Here is a 24114-nt window from a genome sequence, read left to right on the forward strand (position 1 = left end):
TAAGCATAAAGTGGAATAGAAGAACAAAATAAACCAAAAAACTGATAATTTGCTCAATAAATAAATATTTTGGATTATTATTCTGTGGAATCTGTATTGTTACTATTTTTTGTTTAAATAATGCTAATTGCTTTGACGTTTTTAGAATCAGATATAGCAAAGGCTGTCTAGGATGACAGCCTTTTTGTGCTTTGGTAATGGTTTATCCAGTATTACGCATACCTGCTGCAATACCAGCAATCGTGACCATTAATGCTTCTTCAAGTTCAGGAGAAGCTGTTTCACTTTGGCGAGTGCGATAGAGTAACTCAGCTTGCAGCATGTTCAATGGCTCAACGTAGATATTTCTCAGGCGAATAGACTCTTGCCCCCAAGGATCGCTTTGCATTAAGTTCTCATTGTTTTCGACATTCAGTACGGCTTTGATGTCTTTTTGTAGCTGCGTTCGAAGCTTATCGCCAAGAGGTAAGAGCTTTGGCTCGACCAAACGTTCGTCATAGTATCGGGAGATCTCAAGGTTACATTTGGTATAAACCATCTCGAGCATGCCTAGGCGAGTGGAAAAAAACGGCCACTCACGGCACATCTCTTCAAGCAATGTTTGATGGCCCTTGTCGATAGAATACTGAATGGCTTCTCCTGCTCCTAACCATGCTGGCAAGACTAAACGGTTTTGGCTCCAAGAGAAGATCCATGGAATCGCACGCAAGCTTTCTACTCCACCTTTAGGGTTACGTTTCGCTGGACGAGAACCAAGAGGCAATTTACCGAGCTCTAATTCAGGGGTAGTCTGACGGAAGTAAGGAACAAAGTCAGGTTCACCGCGGACGACTCGTCGATAAGCTTCACAACTCACTTCTGATAGGACATTCATCAGATCGCGCCATTCCTGTTTCGGCTCTGGTGGTGGTAGCAAGTTAGCTTCCAAAATTGCACTGGCATATAGGTTGAAACTGTTTACTGCCACTTCTGGTAAGCCCAGCTTAAAGCGGATCATTTCGCCTTGCTCGGTCACTCGAAGGCCACCTTTCAGGCTTTTTGGTGGTTGAGATAATAAAGCGGCATGAGCCGGGGCACCACCACGGCCAATCGTTCCACCTCGACCATGGAATAGGGTGAGCTCGACTCCTTCTTCTTCAGCGACTTTCACCAAGGACTCCATCGCGTGGTACTGAGCCCAGCCTGCAGACATTACTCCGGCATCTTTCGCTGAGTCAGAATAGCCAATCATGACCATTTGGTGGTTTTGAATAAAACCACGATAGAGATCAATGCCCATTAGCTGCTTGATCACTGACTCTGCATTATTCAGATCGTCCAACGTCTCAAAAAGTGGACAGACATCCATACGATATGGGCATCCCGCTTCTTGCAGTAATAGGTGTACCGCTAAAACATCAGAGGCGGTACGCGCCATCGAAATAACGTAAGCCCCGAATGCTTCACGCGGTTGGGCTGCGACAATCTTACAGGTATCCAGTACTTCTTGGACGGGCTCTGATGGTTGCCAGTCACGTGGGAGAAGTGGACGTTTAGAAGCCAGTTCATTGGTCAGAAAGGCGATTTTGTCTTGCTCACTCCACTGGTTGTAGTCACCAATGCCAAGGTAGCGAGTCAATTCGGATAACGCATCTGAATGGCGGGTACTCTCTTGGCGGATATCCAAGCGTACCAGATGCACCCCGAAGGCTTTGATACGTCGCAGGGTATCGAGTAGAGAACCATCTGCAATAATGCCCATACCACATTCATGTAGAGATTGGTAACACGCATAAAGTGGTGCCCATAGTTGTTCGACACGCTGAAGTGGGGCTTTAACGGCTAGCTTCTGGCCGTTTACTTTTGCATCAAGTATTTCTTTGGTTTCGGTCAGTAGGGAGCGTAGTTGCTTTAGTACCGCGCGGTAAGGCTCATGTTCATCTTCACCAGCTAGTGCACGTACCGCATCATTACAACGAGTCATTGAGAGTTCACTTACCAACTCATTGATATCATTAAGGTATAGATCTGCCGCTTTCCAGCGTGACAGCAACATCACTTCACGGGTAATGGTGTGAGTGACAAACGGGTTACCGTCACGATCCCCTCCCATCCAAGACGAGAAGTGGACAGGGCGTGCATCAATGGGCAGGCCTTCTTCAAGGTAGCCTCGTAGGCGGCCGTCCAATTCGCGTAGGAAATCAGGCACTGCTTCCCACAGTGAATTTTCTACAACCGCGAATCCCCATTTAGCTTCGTCAAGGGGAGTCGGACGCTGCTGGCGAATGGTGTCTGAATGCCAACTTTGGGCGATCAATTGTTCGAGGCGGCGTTCTGTCTTTTGACGTTCCTTCACTGACAGATCGTTTAACTCTAATTTCGATAAGCACTTATTGATTTTGACCAGTTTGTTGATCATCGTGCGGCGTGTGATCTCAGTGGGGTGCGCTGTAAGTACCAACTCTATATTGAGGTCACGGACCGCTTGAGCGGTATCGAGTTTACTGATGCCATTTTGGCTTAGTTTGGAAAACAGGGTATTGATGGCATCGGGTTCACAGACGTGCGCGTCACAATGACGAGAGATCGTATGGTACTGCTCTGCCATGTTGGTGAGGTTGAGAAATTGGTTGAAGGCATGCGCAACAGGAGTGAGTTGCTCATCAGGTAAGCTTTTGATCTCTTCAATCAAGCTTTCACGATCAGATTGATTACCAGAAAGCGCGGATTTAGAAAGTTTACGAATAGTTTCTACTTTTTCTAGAAGGGCATCACCATGCGCATCCTTGATCGTGTTGCCAAGTAAATGCCCTAGCATGCTTACATTACTTCTGAGAGCAGAGTATTTCTCGTTCATTGTCATCCTGCCTTGTAAAAAAATTACATCCATTGTTCCTTGTTAAGTAGACAATCTAGCGAAAAATATCGCTTTGAGTCAAATGGTGTAGGCTAAGTTTGCAGATATTGTGCAAATGAATGTAATCAATTTGGCTAGACGGTGTTTTCTATATTTGTTGAAATTTTATTACAAAAATGCGACTCGCTTAGAATCTATATAGTGACTTAATGCCCTAAATGCTCATGCACATATTGTCGAATGAACGGGACTACTTCATTCTCAAACCAAGGGTTACGCTTTAGCCAGAGCGTATTTCGCGGCGAAGGGTGGGGTAGAGGTAAATAGCGTGGGGCCCATTGTTGCCAGACTCTCACGGTTTCAGTCAGCGTCCTCGGTTTATCTTGCAGGTAGTAATTTTGCGCATATTGGCCGATTAACAATGTCATCCCTACATTGGGTAACTGCTCAAGAATTTTATTGTGCCATTGAGGAGCGCATTCTTTTCTCGGTGGGAGGTCACCACTTTTCCCCTTACCCGGATAGCACAACCCCATGGGCATGATGGCGATATTATTTGAGTCATAAAAGTGAGCTTTGTCGAGATCAAGCCATTGACGAAGCCTGTCACCACTTGGATCATTCCAAGGGATGGAGGTGTTGTGCACTCGGGTACCTGGCGCTTGCCCTATGATTAGCAATTTGGCTTGCTTACCTGCCTGAATGATTGGATTTGCACCGAGCGGTAGCTCTGGCTCACAAAGCTTACACTGGCGAACCTCTTTGAGTAATTTTTCTAGCATCAATAACCTTTCTCGAGATCGACTTCATTGATGAGTGAAAAGCCGTCTCGCCAGAGTTGATAGTTCTCAGCAAAGATCTCGACAACTTGCTCAGGAAAACTGAGCGCGGCGATATGAGGAGTCACAGTAATGGCAGGATGATGCCAAAAGGGATGCTGGGCTTCTAGTGGTTCGTTTTCAAACACATCAAGATAGGCGTGAGTGATAGATTGGTTTTCAATCGCAGACAATAGGCCAGATTCACAGATAGCATTACCACGGCCAACATTGAACAGTAGCGCAGAGCGACAATGAGAAAGAGATTGGCTATTGAGAATATGCAGTGTATCGGGTGTACTCGGAAGCGTGTTAACAATAACGTCGACTCGGCTGAGTACACTTTCCAGCTCTTGAATATGGTAAGTCTCCGCGAAAGGCGAGTGCATGGCCGGAATGCCGCTACGATTAATGCCGATCACTTTTATGCCAAATGCTTGAGCCGTTTTGGCGAGGTGGCTACCTATCGAGCCTGTCCCTAAGACCAATAGAGTGAGTGCGCTTAGAGATTGGTAGGGTTTGGGCACCCATTTGGCCTGATTCTGACTTTCTTGATAGGGCAAAAAGTGGCGATGGTGTTGGATGAGGTACCCCAACACATATTCTGAGATTTGTTGACCAAATATTCCCTTCACATTGGTGAGAAGAAAATCGGACTTTTCTACTGTAGCGAGCGCATCCACTCCTGCATAGACAGATTGCATCCATTTTACGTTGGGAAAGTCACTAAGCCGCTTGGCGACCAGTGGTGGAGATGCGAGTAAAATAGAAGCATCTTCTGGATTGTCGGTGATCTCGAGATCCGGTAACTGCAGCTTGTCGATCTGATGCTGGTAAGTTTCGTTGTGCTCAGTCAGTAAATAGACTTTGTTGGTAAAATTGTTCATCGGCTTTGCTTTTTTCCACTATGGTTATCAAGTACACTTCCGCTGTCTTTTTCTGAACCAATGAGTCCCTATGCTACAGAACCCTCTTCAACTTCGTCTCGAGAAGTTAGAACCTTGGAAGCAGATTACCTTCATGGCGTGTCTGTGTGAACGTATGTACCCTAATTATGCGATGTTTTGTGACAGTACGGAATTTGCTGAGGCACGAATTTATCGCGATATTCTCGATAGTGTATGGGAACAGCTGACGGTTAAAAATGCGAAAGTAAACTATGAACGTCAGCTAGAGAAATTAGAAGAGATTATTCCGAGCTCCGCAGATTTCGACTTTTATGGGGTGTTGCCTGCTATTGATGCGTGTGTTGGCCTGTCGACATTATTGCATGGTTTGCTAGATCGTGATGACTTGTTTGAAAGTATGCAAAAGGTCAGTCAACAATCAGTACAGACAGTTGCCCAGCTCGAGGAAGCTCAAACGGGTATTGGTATAACCAATGAAAATCAGAAAGACAATGAAGCCGTATGTGAAGAGTGGGACGTTCAGTGGGCTATTTTCCGACCACTGAAAGACGCTCAAGAACGAGATATCGATTTAATTAAAGATCTTCGTTTAGAGCTCAGAGAAGAAGGCATGAGTAATATTGGTGTGAGCCTTTAATCTGTAACGGGAGCTCAAGGCTCCCGTTATGATTAGTTATCTTCTTTTCTACTGAATTCTGACGCTTGATCCTCGTCGTCGTCTCGACTTTCAATCACACCGTGGGTTTCTTTCCACTTTTCCCAGCGTTCAAAGGCTAATTCTTGCATATCGGTTGCGCGATCCGCTTCATCGACAATTTCTTCTCCCACTAAGTGCTCGAAGATGTCTTCCAATGTCAGAATACCTTGCACTGTACCATATTCATCAACCACCATCGCAAGCTGGAGACGCTTAGCCATCATCTGCTCGAATGCTTTAGGCAGAGACAAGTTATTTAGTAACACATGGACAGGACGCATTACCGCCCCCAGTTGTTTTTCACCACAGCCTGCTTGTTGGAGTTTGAAGAGTTCTAAGCGATGTACAAATCCAATGATGTTATCTTTTGATTGGCTATACACCAGCGGGCGTGAAAAAGGCGTTTCTTTATATTCAGAAAGAAACTCATTGATGCTCATTTCAGCATCAACGCGGAATACTACTGGCCGTGGTGTCATTACCTGAGTGACTGGCACATTTTGGATACCCAGTAAGTTGTTAAGGATTTTGGTTTCGCCTTCAGCAAACTCACCACTTTCTTTCGCTAGGATGGCCATCGCCGATAACTCGTCGCGCATTTTTGGGGCTTCGTGGCCACGTGCGAGGCGTTTAGTAATCTGCTCTGAGAACCACACAAATGGGGTTAATGCCCAAACCATCCATCGCAATATCACTGCCGCTAGAGGGGCAAGCTGTCGCCAGTAGGTCGCCCCAATCGTTTTCGGCACAATTTCAGATAGCACCAGAATACCCAGTGTCAGGACACCAGAGAACACCCCTAGCCACTCACTGCCGAATACAACAGCCGCTTGAGCACCAGCGCTGGCCGCACCAATAGTGTGAGCAATTGTGTTTAGGGTTAGAATCGACGCCAATGGGCGGTCTATATCTGCTTTGAGCTTAGAGAGTTTGTTGGCCGCAGGGTGTCCCTGCTGACGCAATTGAGCCAAATAGCTCGGGGTAATACTCAAAAGAACCGCTTCCAAAACGGAGCAGATAAAGGATACGCCAATCGCAACAGAGACGTATATGGTTAGCAGTAACATAAGTGTCCTATATAGGTTATACCAGCACCAAATTTTGCAATGCACTCATCAAAATTATCAATCATGAAATGAGCCATTATGCCTGGGCATTATTGGTGTGAGTATTTTATATTCGCTTCAAGCCCCACAATATCAGGCTTCGTGGACCATCAGCGCTTTATAAATAAGGTTAATTATGATGAAAAACAAGCCTTCTCATAGGAGAGGAAGGTAACAAATTGTGAGTTAATACTCATATTATGGTTAAAAGTACGTCATGAAAGCTAAAGATCGCTTACAAACCTTTGCCAGATGGGGCATTTATGCTTTAGAGTGAGTTGAATTCGATAACATATGAGAAGGGAAACCTAATGAACAAGACCCAATTAATCGACTTTATCGCAGAGAAAGCAGATCTATCTAAAGCACAAGCTAAGGCTGCTCTTGAAGCAACTCTTGATGGTGTGACTGATGCACTTAAAGAGGGTGACCAAGTTCAACTAATTGGTTTTGGTACATTCAAAGTAAACCACCGCGCGGCTCGCACTGGTCGTAACCCAAAAACGGGTGCTGAGATCCAAATCGCTGCTGCAAACGTTCCTGCATTTGTTTCAGGTAAAGCTCTGAAAGACGCAGTGAAATAATTTATAATGCGCCAAGGTAGTCTTCTGTCTTGGCGCATCACTGTCTCATGAAAAAATATTTATTCTCTTCACTAATCATATCTTCTATTGTTGGTTGTTCTTCCAACGCTCCTCGACCTAACTTAGACCAATTCGCATATTATACGGGTGGAAAGAGTATGGGTGATGCGACAAGTTTATATTGGTATACCGAAAAGCAAGCCTCTCCAAGCACTGCTGCAGACTATGTCACTGCTGGAGATTACGGCTGGTACAAGACAGACTATCGCTGGATTGAAGGTGAACTTCGAGAGCTGATTCGTGAAGGTGAGCAATTAAAAGGGGAGCAAGGACTGGTGTCGTACCGAGTTCATGTTCGCTTTAACAAAGAGGGTGAAGCGGTTTACCAGCAATATCGTTTGGATGGAAAAGTTTTTCCTGTGAAACCTGCTGAACTGGAACGTTATAAGAGTGACGCCGAGTCTGTTACCAGTGTAACGAAAGAACAAGATAAAAAAGGTCAAGAACTGATCCAAGGTTACTGGGATGGTACAACCTTTGAAACTTGCTCGGGGCAAAGTTATTCTCGACTTGAGTTTAATCAGACTCTGCCTTCTTTTGTAGTGAATCGTTTGGCGGGTGTGGATAACTATGTCGCATTCTTAGGCTCAACCCGAACCAATCGGGTGACGGTTGAAGACCTATTGATGTTAGCAGATGAAGACCATTCTTGTATCGAGAGGCCAAGTTTGCTTTCGGATTAAGCTACTCAACAAATAAAAGGCGCTTTTAAAGCGCCTTTTTTGATTCTGAGAGGTTATTCGCTTTTTTCGCGCTCTATCGCTCTGTAACCAATGTCATTACGATGGAACATACCATTCCAACTGACTTGCTTAGCTAGCGCGTACGCTTGCTGCTGAGCGTCTGAGACGCTATCTCCCAAAGCCGTTGCACATAGAACACGACCGCCGTTCGTCACAATGTCGCCAGCTTCGTTGTTTGCAGTGCCGGCGTGGAAGATCTTCTGACCTTCGACTTCGGTAGCCGGTAGGGAAATCACATCACCTTTTGCGTAGTCTGCTGGATAGCCCCCTGCGGCTAGAACCACACCGATAGACGCACGTGGGTTCCATTTAGACTCGGCTGCATCAAGCTTTTCGTCGATAGCCATCAGACAAAGCTCAACAAGGTCAGATTCCATACGCATCATAATAGGCTGCGTTTCTGGATCGCCAAAGCGGCAGTTGTACTCGATGACTTTCGGTGTACCGTCTTTGTCGATCATAAGACCAGCGTAAAGGAAACCAGTATAAGGGTGACCTTCTGCATCCATGCCACGCACGGTTGGGTAGATAACTTCTTCAAGGATACGTTCGTGGATCTCTGGGGTTACCACTGGTGCTGGGGAGTAAGCACCCATGCCGCCAGTGTTAGGGCCAGTGTCTTTATCGCCCACACGCTTGTGATCTTGACTGGTGGCCATTGGCAGAACGCTCTGACCGTCTACCATGACAATGAAACTGGCTTCTTCACCGTCGAGGAATTCTTCGATCACCACGCGACTACCGGCTTCACCAAACGCGTTGCCAGCCAGCATGTCTTTGATTGCGTCTTCCGCTTCTTCAAGCGTCATCGCAACAATAACCCCTTTACCTGCAGCAAGGCCATCTGCCTTTACGACGATAGGAGCACCTTGCTCACGAACGTAAGCCAGAGCTGGTTCAATTTCAGTGAAGTTAGCGTACGCAGCCGTCGGAATGTTATGACGAGCAAGGAAATCTTTGGTGAACGCTTTAGAACCTTCTAGCTGCGCAGCGGCTTGAGTAGGACCAAAGATAGGTAGTCCCGCTTCACGGAAAGCATCAACGACACCAATAACAAGTGGCGCTTCTGGGCCAACAATCGTCAGCTCGATTTTCTTCTCTTTGGCGAATGCAACCAGATCAGAGATTGCTTCAACACCAATGTTTACGTTTTCTAGCTTTGGCTCAAGCGCTGTGCCTGCGTTACCAGGCGCAACGAAAACTGTCTCAACGTTCGGGTTTTGTGCTGCTTTCCAACCTAAAGCGTGCTCACGACCGCCGGCACCAATAATAAGTACATTCATTTTATTTATCCTTTGATAGCTGCGCTATATTGTTAATCTCTGCGTCGAGCTTGCTCATTTATAGTTATAAACTCCGCGAGCTCTCCTTGACCTTATCAATATGGCTTTGCTCTAAAATGAAAATTCCTGAAACTAAGAGTATTTCAAATTAGCTAAATTAAATAAGTTTTGCTCAAAGTAGTTGGTGTGTACGCCATTCAACTATTCGAGGTCTCTTTAAATCAGTGGGAGCGCTAACAAGGCGACAAGCGAGCTTATCCCTATGAGCATAGCTCGCTATGTGATTAGGGTAAGCGAGCGTAGTCAACGCAGTTACCGCCCCAATGATGACAAGAGAATTAGTGGCGGAAGTGACGCATGCCCGTAAAGATCATCGCCATGCCGTGTTCGTCCGCTGCTGCGATAACTTCGTCGTCACGCATAGAACCACCTGGTTGGATAACACACTTGATGCCTGCTTCTGCTGCCGCATCGATACCGTCGCGGAATGGGAAGAATGCATCTGATGCCATCACACAACCTTCAACCTGTAGACCTTCGTCAGCAGCTTTGATGCCTGCGATTTTCGCAGAGTAAACGCGGCTCATTTGGCCCGCGCCTACACCAATCGTCATGTCGCCTTTCGAGTAAACGATCGCGTTTGATTTCACGTACTTCGCTACTTTCCAGCAGAATAGGGCATCTTTTAGCTCTTCTTCTGTTGGTTGACGCTTAGAAACTACTTTTAGGTCGTCTAGGCTTACCATGCCTTTATCGCGGTCTTGAACCAGTAGACCGCCATTCACGCGTTTCACGTCAAAGCCCGTCGTCTTAGTTGTCCATTCGCCACACTCAAGCAGACGCACGTTCTTCTTCGCCGCAACCACTTCAATCGCGCCAGCAGAAATAGAAGGTGCGATGATTACTTCAACGAATTGACGCTCAACAATCGCAGATGCTGTTTCGGCATCTAGCTCTTGGTTGAAGGCAATGATACCGCCGAATGCAGATGTTGGGTCAGTTTGGTAAGCGCGGTTGTAAGCTTCTAGAATGTCTTTACCTAGAGCCACACCACATGGATTCGCGTGCTTTACGATCACACATGCTGGCTCGTTGAACTCTTTCACACACTCAAGTGCTGCGTCCGTGTCTGCGATGTTGTTGTAAGAAAGGGCTTTACCTTGGATTTGGCGAGCAGTAGAAACCGAAGCTTCTTCAGGGTTTGCTTCAACGTAGAAAGCAGCTGCTTGGTGACTGTTCTCACCATAGCGCATGTCTTGCTTCTTTTTGAATTGCTGGTTGAAAGTACGTGGGAATTTAGACTCTTCATCACCTTCTTTGTTCTCACCGTAAGATGGAACCATAGTGCCGAAGTAGTTTGCGATCATGCCATCATAAGACGCGGTGTGCTCGAATGCCGCGATAGCGAGGTCGAAGCGCGTTTCTAGCGTAAGAGACGTTTCGTTTGCGTCCATTTCTGAGATCACGCGGTCGTAATCGTGAGCGTTCACAACGATAGTCACGTCTTTGTGGTTTTTCGCTGCAGAACGGACCATTGTTGGGCCACCGATGTCGATGTTCTCTACCGCATCAGCTAGGGTACAGCCTTCTTTAGCAACGGTTTCTGCGAATGGATATAGGTTTACAACAACCATATCGATAGGTTTGATGCCGTGTTTTTCCATCACGTCATCATCTTGGCCACGACGGCCCAAAACACCACCATGAACCTTTGGATGTAGCGTTTTCACGCGTCCGTCCATCATTTCCGGGAAACCCGTATAATCGGATACTTCAGTAACGTTAATGCCTTGCTCAGCAAGTAAGCGGGCTGTACCACCAGTGGATAGGATATCGACACCGCGCTCAGCAAGCGCTTGGACAAACTCAACAATACCGGTTTTGTCTGATACGCTGATAAGGGCGCGGCGAATTGGACGAGCGTTGTTCATGCTTCCATCTTCCTCAAAGTCATGGAGTTAAACTAAAGATATTTGCCAAAAATGAACTTGTTTTTATCTCGTAGGGATAAAATATTGGCCAGTTTTGGTAAAGACCTTTTTGCCAGTCGAGACTGGACAGATATTAGACTCTAAACTTGATGGCGCACATTCTAACTAATTTATTACAAAAAAGCTCGCGCAATCGTTTGGCATCTCAAAAATAATTATGAAAACCGTGCTTTTTAACTTAAAAAGTAACGAGATAGTTAATAAGGAAAGTTATGTTCCAGATTGGAGAACTGGCAAAGCGTTGTGGTGTGACCACCGATACTTTGCGCTTCTATGAGAAAAATGAACTGATCCGCCCCATGGGGCGCAGTGAATCGGGTTATCGTCTTTATAACGAAGAAAATCAGAAACAGGTCGGTTTTATCCTAAAAGCCAAAGACTTAGGGCTAAGTCTGGAAGAAATTCGCGAGCTGCTAGAGATAAAGCTAGAAGCCACCGAGCACAGTTGTGCCGAAGTAAAAGCCATCACCTCGGCAAAGCTCGAAGTGATTGATGAAAAAATTGCAGAGCTAAACCGCATTCGCCAAGCATTGAAGAAAATCAACGATGCGTGTTGTGGTCATGTTGATGATGATGCCAGTCACTGTTCGATTTTAGGTGCGCTGGGAAATGAAGAGCATGAACAATCGTGTTGTTCTGAAGATTAACCCGCCTGACGAATCCGAGCTTGGGTAGCCGATTGCACCTTCATATCGGGCAAACTACTGTGGTAAAGCGTAACCTGATTACGACCTGTTTGTTTTGAGTAGTACATGGCTTTATCCGCTTGGATTAGCAGCTGTTTGACATTTTGGATGTCAGGTGTGCTTTCCGCAATGCCGATGCTTACGGTTGGGTGAATAATATGTTCATCGACATGGCAGGGGGTACTCTCGATGGATTGACGAATGCGTTCAGCGATGTCGTAAGCTTTTATCGCATTGATATTAGACAGCACGACACCGAACTCTTCTCCTCCTAATCGCCCAATATAATCACTACCACGGATTTGTTGCTGGCAAATTTTCGCCACATGTGTGATGACTTCATCTCCTGAGAGGTGGCCCACCTGATCGTTAATCTCTTTAAAGTGGTCAATATCAATCATCAAACACGATAGCCCATGCTGTGTGTCTTTGCTGCTAGTCAGCTCACTTTCTAGTGCTTCTAAGAAGGCTCGTCGGTTGAAGATACCCGTGAGTTCATCGGTTTCTGAAAGTCGCTTCAGTTCTTCTTGGCGGTGGTAAGTACTGGTGATGTCGCGTTCTTGCCACAGCACATATTGAGCTCCATCCACGATACACAGGGGTTTGATCGTCGCTTCAAACCACATTTCATCTCGCCCATTTAAATTGTCCAGTTCATTAATGGAGAAGTGCAGACACTCGATAGGGCTAACACTGTACTGCACAATCTGCGGCTTTGCTGATGCTGTTACCGTTTGTATATAGCTGAACAATTGATCGGCTTTATCGTGCGGAAGGAGGTCATGGAGTGTTCTGTTGGTATAGCCACTTTTTTCGAGGCGAACAGAATGGAACGTTCCCCCAAAACCCTCGATAAAGCGCCCCGATTGATCCAAAACGAAAAGTCGGTCAGGAAGTTCATTAAGAATCTGGCTCAGCCATGCTTCCCTTTGCTTATCAAGCATATAGTTTTATCCAACAATAGGTGAACACCGCATTATATCTAGACAGGTAGTGATGACAATCGTGAGAGATCACAGTTTGCTTACTATTTGCTCAATTATAGGATGTGAAAGTGAGACGTAATATGCGCTTGGTTTGTACGCTTTAGCCTTAAAATCAGTGAACTAGCTGAGCTGGAGAGCCAAATAATTACTATGAAATTAAGTGAATAAATGGCAAGCGATGATAAAGAGAAAAGCCGAATCCCTGAGGAATCGGCTTTCTTAGAAAAAACTCGTCAGAACGATTAGTTCATGCCGTATTTTTTAAGTTTCTTGCGAAGAGTACCGCGGTTAATACCCATCATAGTTGCTGCGCGAGTTTGGTTACCGCGAGTGTATTGCATAATGGTATCTAGTAGTGGCTGTTCAACTTCAGCTAGAACTAATTCGTATAGTTCTGTGACTTCTTGGCCGTTTAGTTGAGCCAAGTAGTTTTTAAGAGACGCTTTAACAGAGTCACGTAATGGTTTCTGAGTAATTTGGTCCTGTGACGTTACTGTCGTTACTGTTAATGCTTCTGAAGTCAGATTTTGTTCGAACATATTCGGTCTAGCTCTTCTCTTAATTATGATGCAACGTTTACCTATTGTATCTAAAGCGTTCGCTTTAAATAGTTAGGCTTTATCAAAATACGCTTCTAACGCTTCAAGTTGCAGCTCTGCTGCCTCAATCGCGTTGAAGGTACGGCGAAACTCACTTGCTTGCTCATGCTCTTTTAGGTACCAACCTACGTGCTTACGCGCGATTCGTGGCCCTAAGTACTCTCCATAAAAATCGTGGAGCGCATTCACATGACCCAGCAGAATGTCTTTCACTTCCGTGGACGGAAGGTCAGGCAGCGTGGTGCCGTTTTCCAAAAAGTGTTGGATTTCCTGGAAAATCCATGGACGACCTTGGGCGGGACGTCCAATCATCAGAGCGTCTGCACCGGTGTACTCCAGTACGCGCTTGGCTTTCTCTGGGCTATCGATATCACCGTTTGCGATAACCGGTATCGAAATTGCCTGCTTGACTGCTCTGATGCTGTCATATTCTGCCTCACCTTTGTACATACAGGCTTTTGTTCTGCCATGCAGAGCAAGCGCTTGTATGCCGCAGTCTTCGGCTAATTTAGCGATTTGGACACAGTTTTTATTATCTGGGTCCCAGCCTGTTCGGGTTTTGAGTGTCACTGGGACATCGACTGCATTGACTACCGCTTTAAGGATACCTTCGATGATATCTGGGAAGCGAAGCAGTGCAGAACCGGCAAGCTTCTTATTCACTTTTTTTGCTGGGCAGCCCATGTTGATATCGATGATTTGCGCACCGTTCTCAACGCTAAACTGAGCAGCGTCGGCCATCAGTTGTGGATCCGCACCCGCAATCTGTACAGAGCGAATGCCCGATTCACCTTCATGCACCATGCGTTGCTTGGACTTAGACGTTTTCCATAGCTTTGGGTTTGAGGACATCATTTCACTGACGGCCATCCCAGCACCATAGCGGAGGCATAACTCTCGAAACGGTCTATCGGTCACTCCCGCCATCGGGGCGACGATGAGATTATTCTTAAGTTGATGATTTCCGATTTTCAAAACGTCTTCACAGCTTAGTACCAGCAAGGGCGCGCATTTTACGCATTTTTTTCCGCTGTGAAAAGACTAATATTTGAGCATTTACAAATTGTTTTTGTAATTTGTATGAATTTCAAACAATTAGCCCTGAAAGTCTTGTCTAGCCTTGCTTGCAGCCCGAGATTCGACACCACTCACTTTGTTCCTTGATAGGATCAATGTGAAGCTCATCACGGTAATAGTTAGCCACATCTTCTGCTTGTGTATCCAGCACGCCAGACATTGCCAACTGGCCGTTCGGTTTGACTAGAGACTTGATAATCGGCGACAACTCACGAAGTGGACCAGCAAGGATGTTCGCGACGACGACGTCAGCGTTCAGGCCCTCTGGTTGATCTTGTGGTAGGAAAACTTCGAGCTTATCGGCAACGCCATTGCGCTCGGCGTTGTCTTTTGAAGCGATGAGAGCCTGAGGATCAATATCGATCCCGATGACCTTTTCAGCACCAAGCTTGATCGCAGCGATCGCTAAGATGCCAGAGCCACAACCAAAATCGATCACGGTTTTACCCGATAGGTCTAGCCCTTCCAGCCACTCCAGGCACAGCGCAGTAGTTGGATGAGTGCCAGTACCAAAAGCGAGGCCAGGATCTAACATCACGTTGACCGCATCCGGCTCTGGGACATCTCGCCAGCTTGGGCAGATCCATAAACGCTCACCAAACTTCATTGGGTGGAAGTTGTCCATCCACTCTCGTTCCCAGTCTTTGTCTTCCAACTGCTCCACTTTGTAAGCAAAGCCTTCTGGTAGCAAGTTACTGTTTTTGGTTTGTTCAATAATAAACTGGGTATCTGCTTCAGCATCGTACAAAGCGAGAATATCGGTATCACCCCACAGACGAGTTTCTCCCGGCAAAGGTTCAAATACTGGCGTATCCTGCGCGTCTAAGAAGGTTACAGACAGTGCTCCTGTTTCTTCCATTAGCATGTCGCCGATTTGCTCAGCGTTGTCATTGGTCGCATTGAGTTTGATTTGAATCCAAGGCATGGGTATGTGCTCGTCTAGATGGTTAGATTTAAATTTGCGCAGAGTGTAGCAGAACTCGGGAGAGTATTTGAGCCCAGACTGCACTGAAAACAAAAATGCTCACCGAAGTGAGCATTTGTATCGTGTCAGTAATCGAATTACTGCAGACCGAGTTTCTTCTCTAGGTAGTGGATGTTCGCACCACCATGTTGGAAGTTTTCGTCGTTCATGATGCTTTCTTGCAGCGGAACGTTGGTCTTGATGCCTTCGATGATCATCTCACCGAGTGCGTTCTTCATGCGAGCAATCGCAACATCACGGTTTTCACCAAATGTGATCAGCTTACCGACCATTGAGTCATAGTGCGGTGGTACTGTGTAGCCCGTGTAGATGTGCGACTCCCAACGAACGCCCATACCGCCCGGTGCGTGGAAGCGGTCAATTTTACCTGGTGAAGGTAGGAAGCGCTCAGGGTCTTCTGCGTTGATACGACACTCAATCGCATGGCCGCGGATCTTGATGTCATCCTGAGTGAATGACAAAGGCTGGCCGGCTGCTACACGAAGCTGCTCTTTGATCAGGTCAACGCCCGTCACCATTTCTGTTACTGGATGTTCTACCTGAATACGCGTGTTCATTTCGATGAAGTAGAATTCGCCGTTTTCGTAAAGGAACTCGAAAGTACCTGCACCGCGGTAACCAATTTCCAAACAAGCACGCGTACAACGTTCACCAATGTACTTACGCATTTCTGCTGTGATACCTGGAGCTGGCGCTTCTTCAACCACTTTCTGGTGACGACGCTGCATAGAACAGTCACGTTCACCAAGGTGGATAGCACCGCCTTGACCATCAGCAATCACCTGTACTTCAACGTGACGTGGGTTTTCTAGGAATTTCTCCATGTAAACCATGTCGTTGTTGAACGCTGCTTTTGCTTCAGCACGGGTCATAGCGATAGCTTCTACCAGCTCAGCTTCAGAGCGAACTACACGCATACCACGACCACCGCCACCACCAGAGGCTTTGATAATGACTGGGTAGCCAATACGCTTCGCGTGAGCTTTGTTTTTCACTTCATCATTGTCAAGTGGGCCATCAGAGCCTGGTACACAAGGAACACCTGCTTTTTTCATCGCAGTGATGGCGGATACTTTGTCACCCATGATGCGAATGGTTTCTGCCTTTGGACCGACAAAGATAAAGCCGCTACGCTCAACTTGCTCAGCAAAGTCAGCGTTCTCAGATAGAAATCCGTAACCTGGGTGGATAGCGACTGCACCTGTTACTTCTGCTGCTGAAATAATGCGTGGAATGTTTAGGTAGCTATCGATACCGCGAGCAGGACCGATACAGATTGCTTCATCAGCAAGAAGTACGTGTTTCAAATCACGGTCTGCTGTTGAGTGTACGGCAACGGTTTTGATGCCTAATTCTTTACATGCGCGAAGAATACGAAGCGCAATTTCGCCTCGGTTCGCGATGACTAATTTATCTAACATAAGAGACAGCCTCTATTATTCGATAACAACAAGTGGTTGGTCGAATTCAACTGGCTGACCATCGTCAACTAGGATTGCAGTAACTACACCAGATTTGTCTGCTTCGATTTGGTTCATCATCTTCATTGCTTCAACGATGCACAGTGTTTCGCCAGCGGTTACAGATTGACCAACTTCGATAAATGATTTCGAATCAGGGCTTGGAGCACGGTAGAAAGTACCGACCATTGGAGAAAGAACTTGATGACCCGCTGGTACTGCTGGCGCTGCTGCTTCTGCTGCTGGAGCAGGTGCTGCTGCCGGTGCCGCCGCAGGAGCTACTGCTGGTGCCGCTGCAACTGGTGCTGCTGCATATTGAATTGGAGTTGGTGCCGCTGAACCGTTACGGCTGATTCGTACCGACTCTTCACCTTCAGAGATTTCTAGCTCAGCAATGCCAGATTCTTCAACTAACTCGATAAGCTTTTTGATTTTACGGATATCCATCTTTTCTTTCTCTTTTATCTTGTGAATAAGACAGCTCTAGTGAGCTGCAGAGTGTGTTCATTTACTGTGATAGTAATAAGCTACTGTGCCTGCAATGTGTTTACGGCAGCAGACAAAGCGAATTCGTAACCTTGTGCACCTAGACCGCAAATCACACCTTGCGCCTTATCAGATAGATAAGAGTGATGGCGGAAAGACTCGCGTGCGTGCACGTTAGATAAATGTACTTCAATAAATGGGATTGAGACGCCGAGTAGGGCATCCCGCAGCGCAACACTGGTGTGGGTAAATGCAGCTGGATTGATGATGATGAAGTCAACTTGTCCAAAGGATTCGTGGATCTTCTCAATCAATTCATATTCGCGATTTGATTGCAGATGCTCTAGCTCAACGCCAGCTTTGTGGGCTTGCTCAGTCAAAGTGTCGATAATCTGTGGTAAGGTCTGAGAACCATAATGACCCGGCTCGCGTAGACCTAACAGGTTTAAATTTGGACCATTTAAGACAAGAATGCGTGATTTAGCTGTCATTGTGCTGCCATCTTCCTACTTCATGATATGAAATGGAATCTTCCCATGATATTGCTGACTCAGCGTAATTATATTGTAAAAATTTACGCTAGATCTTTAAAATAGACCCAGATTATAGCTAATTCAGTACATTTAGCAGCAATTTACTGGTCTAATCTCCTGTGGTGAAGACAAAAAACTGCTACCAAGGTAACAAATTTGACCGCTTTACCTTGGACTTTAGGTCGCTAGATATGTTCCAACCAATAAAAAAGCCGCCACAAATGTGACGGCTTAGTCTTGCTTACTATTTCTACGCAAGTTCGGCTTTTTCGGCGATTAACTTATCAACAACGCTTGGATCAGCCAGTGTTGAGGTGTCACCTAAGTTGCTGGTATCACCAGTGGCTATCTTGCGTAGGATACGACGCATGATTTTACCGGAGCGAGTTTTCGGCAGTGAGTCAGTCCAGTGCAGCACGTCCGGCGTAGCGATTGGTCCAATTTCTTTACGTACCCAGTCCTTCACTTCTTTGTGCAGCTCTGCTGATGGGAACTCACCATCATTAAGTGTAACGTAAGCGTAAATGGCTTGACCTTTGATGTCATGCGGGATGCCGACAATTGCTGCTTCTGCAATCTTATCGTGGGCAACCAAAGCCGATTCAATTTCTGCGGTCCCCATACGGTGACCGGAGACGTTGAGTACGTCATCAACACGGCCTGTGATCCAGTAGTAGCCGTCTTCGTCACGACGAGCGCCATCACTGGTGAAGTACATGCCTTTGAACGTAGAGAAGTAGGTTTGCTCAAAGCGCTCATGGTCGCCGTAAACGGTACGCATTTGGCCTGGCCATGAATCAAGGATCACCAAGTTACCTTCAGCTGCGGTCTCTTCAATGATGTTACCCATGTTATCGACTAACGCAGGTTGTACGCCAAAGAATGGACGAGTGGCAGAGCCAGGTTTTAGTGCCGTAGCACCTGGTAGTGGAGTGATGAGGATGCCACCGGTTTCGGTTTGCCACCAAGTATCGACAATCGGAGATTTTTCATTACCAATCGTCTTGTAGTACCACTCCCATGCTTCTGGGTTAATCGGTTCACCTACTGAGCCCATAATACGCAGGCTATCACGGGTAGTGCCATCTACCGCTTCATTGCCTTTTGCCATCAACGCGCGAATCGCGGTTGGCGCAGTGTAAAGAATATTGACTTGGTGCTTATCAACGACTTCACTCATGCGGTTGGTGTTTGGGTAGTTTGGTACCCCTTCGAACAGAATGGTTTTTGCACCATTAGCTAGAGGACCATAGATGAGGTAAGTGTGGCCGGTTATCCAACCTACGTCAGCGGTACACCAGAAGGTTTCACCTGGTTGATAGTCGAAGACATATTTGAAAGTCATGGTGGCGTAAACTAGGTAACCGCCTGTGGTGTGAAGGACACCTTTAGGTTTACCGGTTGAACCTGATGTGTAGAGGATGAAAAGTGGATCTTCCGCTTTCATCTCTTCCGGTGGGCAATCATCTGAAACAGATGCTGTTGCCTCATGCCACCAAACATCACGATGCTCATGCCAGTCAATATCACCACCAGTGCGCTTCAGCACTAATACTTTATCGATCGTTTTCACTTCTGGGTTGGTCAATGCTTCATCGACATTCTTTTTCAGTGGAACCGCTCGACCACCGCGCACGCCTTCATCGGCTGTGACAACGACTTTGGCGTCTGAGTCAATGATACGTCCCGATAGTGCTTCTGGAGAGAAACCACCGAAAACAACCGTGTGGACTGCACCGATACGAGTACAAGCCAGCATAGCAACGGCTGCTTCAGGTACCATTGGCATGTAAAGACACACGACGTCGCCTTTACGTACACCTTGCTCTTTTAGAGCGTTAGAGAAACGGCACACTTCTTTGTGCAGTTCGTTGAATGTCAGTGTTTTATCGTCTGCTGGGTCATCACCTTCCCAGATGATTGCCACGTCGTCACCGCGCTCAGCTAGGTGGCGGTCAATACAGTTGGCAGAGACGTTGAGCGTACCATCTTCAAACCAGCGAATATCGACATGGCCTGTGTCAAATGACGTGTTTTTTACTTTGGTGAAGGGTTTGATCCAATCAACAATCTTACCGTGCTCACTCCAGAATCCTTCTGGGTCAGAGACAGACTGTTGGTACATGGCGAGGTAGGTGTCATTATCCGCATGGGTATTTGTTTTGATATTGTCCTTTACCGGATAAATATGGGCTTCACTCATTGTTTCTCTCCTTGAGCTTAATTCTGCTCGAATCAAGCAAGTGCTCGTTTAAAACGTTTTCACGTTTGTCGAAAATCCCTATATCTATCACTTTCTAGCACCTAGCGTAATTCGACAATTAGACTTTAGGATGAGAGAGCTGATTCTGCTTATTAATGACGCTGTTATGTTTGATTTTGCGATTTGGATCGACGGAATGATTAGCGAGTGTAGGGGAAATTCAAACTGGGTAGATCTCCCTTAGTGAGGCGAACAAACACTAAAGCAGCAGATATAGCGTCTTGCAAAGCGTCGTGCTTACTCTGCATCGGTAAATCGAGATGCTTGCAAATGGCTTCTAGACTCAGATCGAAATAGGCGTTAGGTAAGTGTTTCTCCAGTTTGTCGTGGTAAATCTGACTGACCTCAATCAAAGGGTTGGGAAGAGGGAACCCTAGTTGACGTTTGCAAGCTAAGTCTAGGATCTTCTTATCATAGCGAATGTGGTATCCCACCAGTGGCCGATTGCCGACAAAAGCCAGTAACTGTGTCAGTGCCTGTTTTTCATCGATACCATCGGCCAGATCTGAATGGCGAATCTGATGGATCTTGACCGAATTAGAATCCAGCGATTGGGGAGCTCTTAATCTCACTTCGAAAGGTTGGCTGGTGATAATGCGGTTGTCGATGATTTTGGTCGCTGCGATGGTGACCAGTTCGGCGCGCTTTGGATCTAAGCTGGTGGTTTCACAGTCGAGCGAGACATACTCACCCTTTTGGACTGAGGCAAACAGGGGCTGATAAGGAGAGCCCTTCAATTTGTGATACCAGTAACGGCGCTGAATCCAGTTCATCATTAGTCCCGAATTTGATAGTGGTAGCCAAGGAACTGTTTGAACTTTTTGACCACATGCAGGCTGTGTCGCAGTAAGTCACGTTCCGTGCGTTCGAGCAGTTTGAGGTTGATGCGGTTGTGACTATGTTGATTCGCGACCTGTTGGCTAAGACGGAGTTTAAAGAACAGTTTCAATGCTTCATTGAGGTTGTCCGCGGTTTCTGGCTCTAAGATGCGCTTGTTACGCAACGCTTCAATCCGGTCAAAGGTGTTGTTTTCCTCTAAGCCATATTCCAGTGCTAGGGTGCGAATCCCGTGAACGATTGGGAAGATACCGCCACTTTTCAGATCGACTCCTTGTTTGTCCGATTTGACGTTGCCAAACAGAGTCAGTGGCAGAGAGAACTGCAACGCGGGTCGAGTGAAGTCCTGTAGCGCCAGCATATTATTCAGCATCAGCCCTTTGAGGTGTTGTCGCACAGGAGTGAGCAACGTCTTGTTGCCAGCGACCGCGTGAGCATCGGTGAAAATGGCCAGATCCATGACGTGCTCAGCAGAAGAAGGCTTAGACCAACGTGTTAATGTTGTCTGCCAGTCACACTGACTTTTCACCCATTTCGGGTTGTTGACCATCACATTACCTGGGCAAAGTGGGTAGCCTAGTTGTTGTAAAGTGTGGGTCAGTTGAGCCATAACGGTGTCGCACTGAGGCCAGTCCAATCCGTCTCTGATAATCAATGCATTGTCTTGGTCGGTTTTTAAGATCTGTTCCCCACGTCCTTCTGAGCCTAAAACGATCAGACAGCAATGATCGTGAAGGGCAGGAGGAACAATCAGTTCAAACGCTTTTTCGATAATTTGCTCGTTGACCGCAGAAATCAGCTCCATGATAAAACGGGTACGAATGCCGTTTCCTAGCAGGCTATCGACTAACTGACGTTGGCGATTGGATGCCAATGCCAGTTCTTCGATGCTGGATGCGCGGGCTATGCTCAAGGTTAATACATGAGAATGGGTAGAAAAGGCACTGAGAATCTGGGTCATATCCAGCATACCGACCGCTTCTTTACCGTCCGCCACCATGACCCGCTTCATACGCTGACGGGTCATCTTTATCATCGCGTTAAATAGAAAATCGCCATCGTCGACATGAACCACCGGAAAGGTTGCAATCGCGCTGATCTGAGTATCCAGCGGATGACCGTCAAGCATTACGGCATGCAGCATGTTGGTTCGGGTGACGATAGCGAAAGGCAGCTGATTTGGATTGTTGGTCAAGCGTGGGTCGTCGTCATGAAGCCTGACTAAAGCGGCATCAATTCCATTCTGCTTTAATACCTGAGTGACCTCATTAAGTGGCTGCTCAGGGCTAAGAATCATCGGAGGGTGATAGATATCGCGGTCAACTTTAGTGAGAATAAACTCGGCCAGATTCTGTTGTTGTTGGGCGGCTTCAATCAATTGCTGTCGTTTGGCGAGATTGTTATCGAAATAGGCCGCAAACTGGCCATTTTCGTTGTATAGCTCAAGAAAGACCGCTTTAGGTAGCAGATAGGTGAGCGTATCTTCCAGCGCAACGTAGTGATGGCGGACTTTACCTTCAAACAGCGCGCGTACATCAAATAAGTCATCATTGGCGTAATGGGCGAATACTTCCTCTCCATTAGCACTGCGCTCCTCAACAGCGCCTTTAATCAGAATATGCAAGTGCTGGCTTTCTCCATCGGTCGCCAGCAACACTTCTTTATCTCGGAAGTAGGCAACATCCAACGAGGCCCGTAGCTTGTTCTGCTGTCTTTCGTCGAGACGATCAAACGGTGGAGAGTGCATGTTGAATTTATCTGGCATACCGGACCCACGTGAGAAAAGAAACCATGCTTTAAGTGTGACAAGTTTCCTTTTAAGTGCCAGACGACTTTGGTCGAATTACTCTAATTTAGGATGGCTGTGCGGAAACAGATTGGTGAGTAATCTTCCCTTTTTATTCAGCAAGTAAGCAGAGATAATGCAGCATCTGCTCTCATATCGCATTCAGAGGTCATAATGCTCAATCCGTCTCCCTACGGCTGGATATCTCAATACTTTGTCGGATTCTTTTTTGCCTATGGTGTCTATCTGCCATTCTGGGCGTTGTGGTTTGAGGAACAGGGCGTTTCAGCCACGGATATCGGCTTATTAGTCGGCATTGGTTTTGCGACTCGTTGTGTCGCCAATATGGTGTTAACGCCACGTATTCATAAGGTTGAGCACCTGATGCCTGCACTGCGTTGGCTGAGCATCGCTGCCCTAATTTTTATCGGTTTTCACTTCTTTACTGGCGGCAGTTTTTGGTTGATGGCGGGTGCAACTGTGCTGTTTAACCTCTGCTGCGGGCCGATTGTGCCGCTGTCTGATGCGATGGCGAACTACTATGCGCGGCTGAAGATGCTCGATTATGGGCGTGCTCGACTCTGGGGATCCGTGGCCTTTATTGCGGGTTCGACGGTGGTCGGCTATTTGGTGGCCAAATTCGGCACTGATATGATTTTGTATACCGCGCTAGCGGGGGTATTTTTTGCCATTTTGGTCGGGATGCGTAACACCAATCCGATGCCTGTCACGACGGAAGAAGAGCAGGCAGAAAGACCGAAATTGACCGATCTACTAAAGGAGTCTTCCGTCTTGAAGTTCCTCGCTCTGGCGACTTTGATTCAGGGCAGTCATGCCGCTTACTACAGTTTTAGCTCAATATACTGGAAAGAAGCCGGGCATTCTGAAGATATTATTGGTTATCTGTGGAGCCTAGGTGTGGTGGCGGAAGTGGCAGTTTTCGCCTTAAGTAAACGCCTGTTTGCCGGTTGGTCTTTACGTGCACTGTTCTTAGTTGCTGCTATTGGCGTCGTGGTTCGCTGGGGGTTGACCGCTTCGACAACGGTACTGATAGGGCTTGTCTTAATCCAATTACTCCATGGTGTGACGTTTGCCGTCGCACACATCGCTGCTATTCAATACATCCAGCATTCGGAGCCAAGAAAAATGGTCGCTCTTCAAGCACTGTACAATGCGATTCCGCTCGGTGCATTCATCGCTCTGATGACCGCCTTGAGTGGCTGGGGGTATGAGAATTGGGGTGCGAACGTTTTTTGGGCGATGGCAGTGATGGGCATTCTGGCACTGTTTATTCGTGTTGAACCAAAACGTGAGCGTGCCTCGGTTATCGACGTTAAAGCACAGAATTAAGCGGAACTGTTTGAGTTCAATTCGCTTCCTTAGTTAAATG

The 24114-nt window shown here is 46.8% G+C and carries 21 protein-coding genes; 5 read left to right on the plus strand and 16 right to left on the minus strand.

The features are described 5' to 3' along the window. Positions 1-202: 202 nt before the first annotated feature. The 3 genes from ppc to CTT30_RS01125 form a co-directional block, all read right to left on the minus strand. Positions 203-2836, minus strand: coding sequence for a phosphoenolpyruvate carboxylase (ppc, locus tag CTT30_RS01115; protein ID WP_239876210.1), 2634 nt, complete (start codon positions 2834-2836; stop codon positions 203-205). Positions 2837-3042: 206 nt separating this feature from the next. Beyond that, positions 3043-3618: a uracil-DNA glycosylase family protein gene (locus CTT30_RS01120; protein WP_239866954.1), complete on the minus strand. Its 576-nt coding sequence runs from the start codon at positions 3616-3618 to the stop codon at positions 3043-3045. Continuing rightward, positions 3618-4541, minus strand: coding sequence for a D-2-hydroxyacid dehydrogenase (locus tag CTT30_RS01125; protein WP_239876211.1), 924 nt, complete (start codon positions 4539-4541; stop codon positions 3618-3620). The genes CTT30_RS01120 and CTT30_RS01125 overlap by 1 nt, the downstream gene beginning before the upstream one ends. Positions 4542-4611: 70 nt before the next feature. On the opposite strand from CTT30_RS01125, the gene CTT30_RS01130 reads away from it, so the two are divergent. Then, positions 4612-5199: a YjaG family protein gene (locus tag CTT30_RS01130; protein WP_239876212.1), complete on the plus strand. Its 588-nt coding sequence runs from the start codon at positions 4612-4614 to the stop codon at positions 5197-5199. A 32-nt stretch (positions 5200-5231) separates the two neighbouring features. Here CTT30_RS01130 and CTT30_RS01135 read toward each other — a convergent pair whose 3' ends face one another. Continuing rightward, positions 5232-6326 (minus strand): CNNM domain-containing protein, encoded by a 1095-nt coding sequence (locus tag CTT30_RS01135; protein WP_239876213.1) that lies wholly within the window; start codon positions 6324-6326, stop codon positions 5232-5234. A gap of 350 nt (positions 6327-6676) precedes the next feature. Between CTT30_RS01135 and hupA the strand changes: the two genes are divergently transcribed. Both hupA and CTT30_RS01145 read left to right on the plus strand, forming a co-directional pair. Further along, entirely contained in the window at positions 6677-6949 is a 273-nt protein-coding gene (gene hupA / locus CTT30_RS01140; protein WP_239838011.1) for a nucleoid-associated protein HU-alpha, read from the plus strand. Positions 6950-6996: 47 nt separating this feature from the next. Further along, on the plus strand, positions 6997-7692 hold the full coding sequence (locus CTT30_RS01145) for a DUF1481 domain-containing protein (protein WP_252035822.1): 696 nt from the start codon (positions 6997-6999) through the stop codon (positions 7690-7692). 53 nt (positions 7693-7745) lie between these two features. Here the strand turns inward: CTT30_RS01145 and purD are convergent, their stop codons facing one another. Further along, positions 7746-9035: a phosphoribosylamine--glycine ligase gene (gene purD, locus CTT30_RS01150; RefSeq protein WP_252035824.1), complete on the minus strand. Its 1290-nt coding sequence runs from the start codon at positions 9033-9035 to the stop codon at positions 7746-7748. Between the two features lie 338 nt (positions 9036-9373). After that, positions 9374-10966, minus strand: coding sequence for a bifunctional phosphoribosylaminoimidazolecarboxamide formyltransferase/IMP cyclohydrolase (purH, locus tag CTT30_RS01155; protein WP_252035825.1), 1593 nt, complete (start codon positions 10964-10966; stop codon positions 9374-9376). A 272-nt stretch (positions 10967-11238) separates the two neighbouring features. Between purH and zntR the strand changes: the two genes are divergently transcribed. Then, a complete protein-coding gene (gene zntR / locus CTT30_RS01160) occupies positions 11239-11673 on the plus strand; it encodes a Zn(2+)-responsive transcriptional regulator (RefSeq protein WP_239838021.1) in 435 nt (144 codons plus the stop codon). On the opposite strand, the gene CTT30_RS01165 is transcribed toward zntR, so the two are convergent. From CTT30_RS01165 to CTT30_RS01210, 10 genes are all read right to left on the minus strand, one after another. Next, positions 11670-12656, minus strand: coding sequence for a sensor domain-containing diguanylate cyclase (locus CTT30_RS01165; RefSeq protein WP_252035827.1), 987 nt, complete (start codon positions 12654-12656; stop codon positions 11670-11672). The genes zntR and CTT30_RS01165 overlap by 4 nt on opposite strands. 284 nt (positions 12657-12940) lie before the next feature. Beyond that, entirely contained in the window at positions 12941-13237 is a 297-nt protein-coding gene (gene fis / locus CTT30_RS01170; protein ID WP_000462885.1) for a DNA-binding transcriptional regulator Fis, read from the minus strand. Between the two features lie 72 nt (positions 13238-13309). After that, positions 13310-14272, minus strand: coding sequence for a tRNA dihydrouridine synthase DusB (gene dusB / locus CTT30_RS01175; RefSeq protein WP_252035829.1), 963 nt, complete (start codon positions 14270-14272; stop codon positions 13310-13312). A 139-nt stretch (positions 14273-14411) separates the two neighbouring features. Further along, positions 14412-15299 (minus strand): 50S ribosomal protein L11 methyltransferase, encoded by an 888-nt coding sequence (gene prmA, locus CTT30_RS01180; protein ID WP_252035831.1) that lies wholly within the window; start codon positions 15297-15299, stop codon positions 14412-14414. Between the two features lie 137 nt (positions 15300-15436). Next, complete coding sequence (gene accC, locus CTT30_RS01185; protein WP_252035832.1) at positions 15437-16780, minus strand: acetyl-CoA carboxylase biotin carboxylase subunit; 1344 nt, start codon at positions 16778-16780, stop codon at positions 15437-15439. A gap of 15 nt (positions 16781-16795) precedes the next feature. Then, complete coding sequence (gene accB / locus CTT30_RS01190; RefSeq protein WP_252035834.1) at positions 16796-17266, minus strand: acetyl-CoA carboxylase biotin carboxyl carrier protein; 471 nt, start codon at positions 17264-17266, stop codon at positions 16796-16798. A gap of 80 nt (positions 17267-17346) precedes the next feature. Continuing rightward, the gene (gene aroQ / locus CTT30_RS01195) at positions 17347-17796 is read right to left on the minus strand and encodes a type II 3-dehydroquinate dehydratase (RefSeq protein WP_239866934.1); all 450 of its coding nucleotides are present in this window, start codon (positions 17794-17796) and stop codon (positions 17347-17349) included. 292 nt (positions 17797-18088) lie between these two features. Beyond that, positions 18089-20041, minus strand: coding sequence for an acetate--CoA ligase (gene acs, locus CTT30_RS01200; protein ID WP_239838029.1), 1953 nt, complete (start codon positions 20039-20041; stop codon positions 18089-18091). 200 nt (positions 20042-20241) lie between these two features. Then, positions 20242-20874: a 3'-5' exonuclease gene (locus CTT30_RS01205; RefSeq protein ID WP_252036588.1), complete on the minus strand. Its 633-nt coding sequence runs from the start codon at positions 20872-20874 to the stop codon at positions 20242-20244. 2 nt (positions 20875-20876) lie between these two features. Further along, positions 20877-22703: a DUF294 nucleotidyltransferase-like domain-containing protein gene (locus CTT30_RS01210; protein ID WP_252035836.1), complete on the minus strand. Its 1827-nt coding sequence runs from the start codon at positions 22701-22703 to the stop codon at positions 20877-20879. 195 nt (positions 22704-22898) lie between these two features. On the opposite strand from CTT30_RS01210, the gene CTT30_RS01215 reads away from it, so the two are divergent. Beyond that, the gene (locus tag CTT30_RS01215; RefSeq protein ID WP_252035838.1) at positions 22899-24074 is read left to right on the plus strand and encodes a 3-phenylpropionate MFS transporter; all 1176 of its coding nucleotides are present in this window, start codon (positions 22899-22901) and stop codon (positions 24072-24074) included. The last annotated feature ends 40 nt before the right edge of the window (positions 24075-24114 follow it).

This window comes from Vibrio coralliilyticus, from assembly GCF_024449095.1.
Lineage (GTDB): Bacteria > Pseudomonadota > Gammaproteobacteria > Enterobacterales > Vibrionaceae > Vibrio > Vibrio coralliilyticus_A.

Excerpts from the sequence above, each read along its gene's own strand:
- CTT30_RS01165 (WP_252035827.1), bottom strand. The coding sequence starts at position 12,656 with ATGCTTGATAAGCAAAGGGAAGCATGGCTGAGCCAGATTCTTAATGAA.
- CTT30_RS01125 (WP_239876211.1), bottom strand. The coding sequence starts at position 4,541 with ATGAACAATTTTACCAACAAAGTCTATTTACTGACTGAGCACAACGAA.
- hupA (WP_239838011.1), top strand. The coding sequence starts at position 6,677 with ATGAACAAGACCCAATTAATCGACTTTATCGCAGAGAAAGCAGATCTA.
- CTT30_RS01135 (WP_239876213.1), bottom strand. The coding sequence starts at position 6,326 with ATGTTACTGCTAACCATATACGTCTCTGTTGCGATTGGCGTATCCTTT.
- prmA (WP_252035831.1), bottom strand. The coding sequence starts at position 15,299 with ATGCCTTGGATTCAAATCAAACTCAATGCGACCAATGACAACGCTGAG.
- CTT30_RS01210 (WP_252035836.1), bottom strand. The coding sequence starts at position 22,703 with ATGCCAGATAAATTCAACATGCACTCTCCACCGTTTGATCGTCTCGAC.
- ppc (WP_239876210.1), bottom strand. The coding sequence starts at position 2,836 with ATGAACGAGAAATACTCTGCTCTCAGAAGTAATGTAAGCATGCTAGGG.
- fis (WP_000462885.1), bottom strand. The coding sequence starts at position 13,237 with ATGTTCGAACAAAATCTGACTTCAGAAGCATTAACAGTAACGACAGTA.
- CTT30_RS01130 (WP_239876212.1), top strand. The coding sequence starts at position 4,612 with ATGCTACAGAACCCTCTTCAACTTCGTCTCGAGAAGTTAGAACCTTGG.
- purH (WP_252035825.1), bottom strand. The coding sequence starts at position 10,966 with ATGAACAACGCTCGTCCAATTCGCCGCGCCCTTATCAGCGTATCAGAC.
- CTT30_RS01145 (WP_252035822.1), top strand. The coding sequence starts at position 6,997 with ATGAAAAAATATTTATTCTCTTCACTAATCATATCTTCTATTGTTGGT.
- acs (WP_239838029.1), bottom strand. The coding sequence starts at position 20,041 with ATGAGTGAAGCCCATATTTATCCGGTAAAGGACAATATCAAAACAAAT.
- purD (WP_252035824.1), bottom strand. The coding sequence starts at position 9,035 with ATGAATGTACTTATTATTGGTGCCGGCGGTCGTGAGCACGCTTTAGGT.
- accB (WP_252035834.1), bottom strand. The coding sequence starts at position 17,266 with ATGGATATCCGTAAAATCAAAAAGCTTATCGAGTTAGTTGAAGAATCT.
- accC (WP_252035832.1), bottom strand. The coding sequence starts at position 16,780 with ATGTTAGATAAATTAGTCATCGCGAACCGAGGCGAAATTGCGCTTCGT.
- CTT30_RS01215 (WP_252035838.1), top strand. The coding sequence starts at position 22,899 with ATGCTCAATCCGTCTCCCTACGGCTGGATATCTCAATACTTTGTCGGA.
- CTT30_RS01205 (WP_252036588.1), bottom strand. The coding sequence starts at position 20,874 with ATGAACTGGATTCAGCGCCGTTACTGGTATCACAAATTGAAGGGCTCT.
- CTT30_RS01120 (WP_239866954.1), bottom strand. The coding sequence starts at position 3,618 with ATGCTAGAAAAATTACTCAAAGAGGTTCGCCAGTGTAAGCTTTGTGAG.
- aroQ (WP_239866934.1), bottom strand. The coding sequence starts at position 17,796 with ATGACAGCTAAATCACGCATTCTTGTCTTAAATGGTCCAAATTTAAAC.
- zntR (WP_239838021.1), top strand. The coding sequence starts at position 11,239 with ATGTTCCAGATTGGAGAACTGGCAAAGCGTTGTGGTGTGACCACCGAT.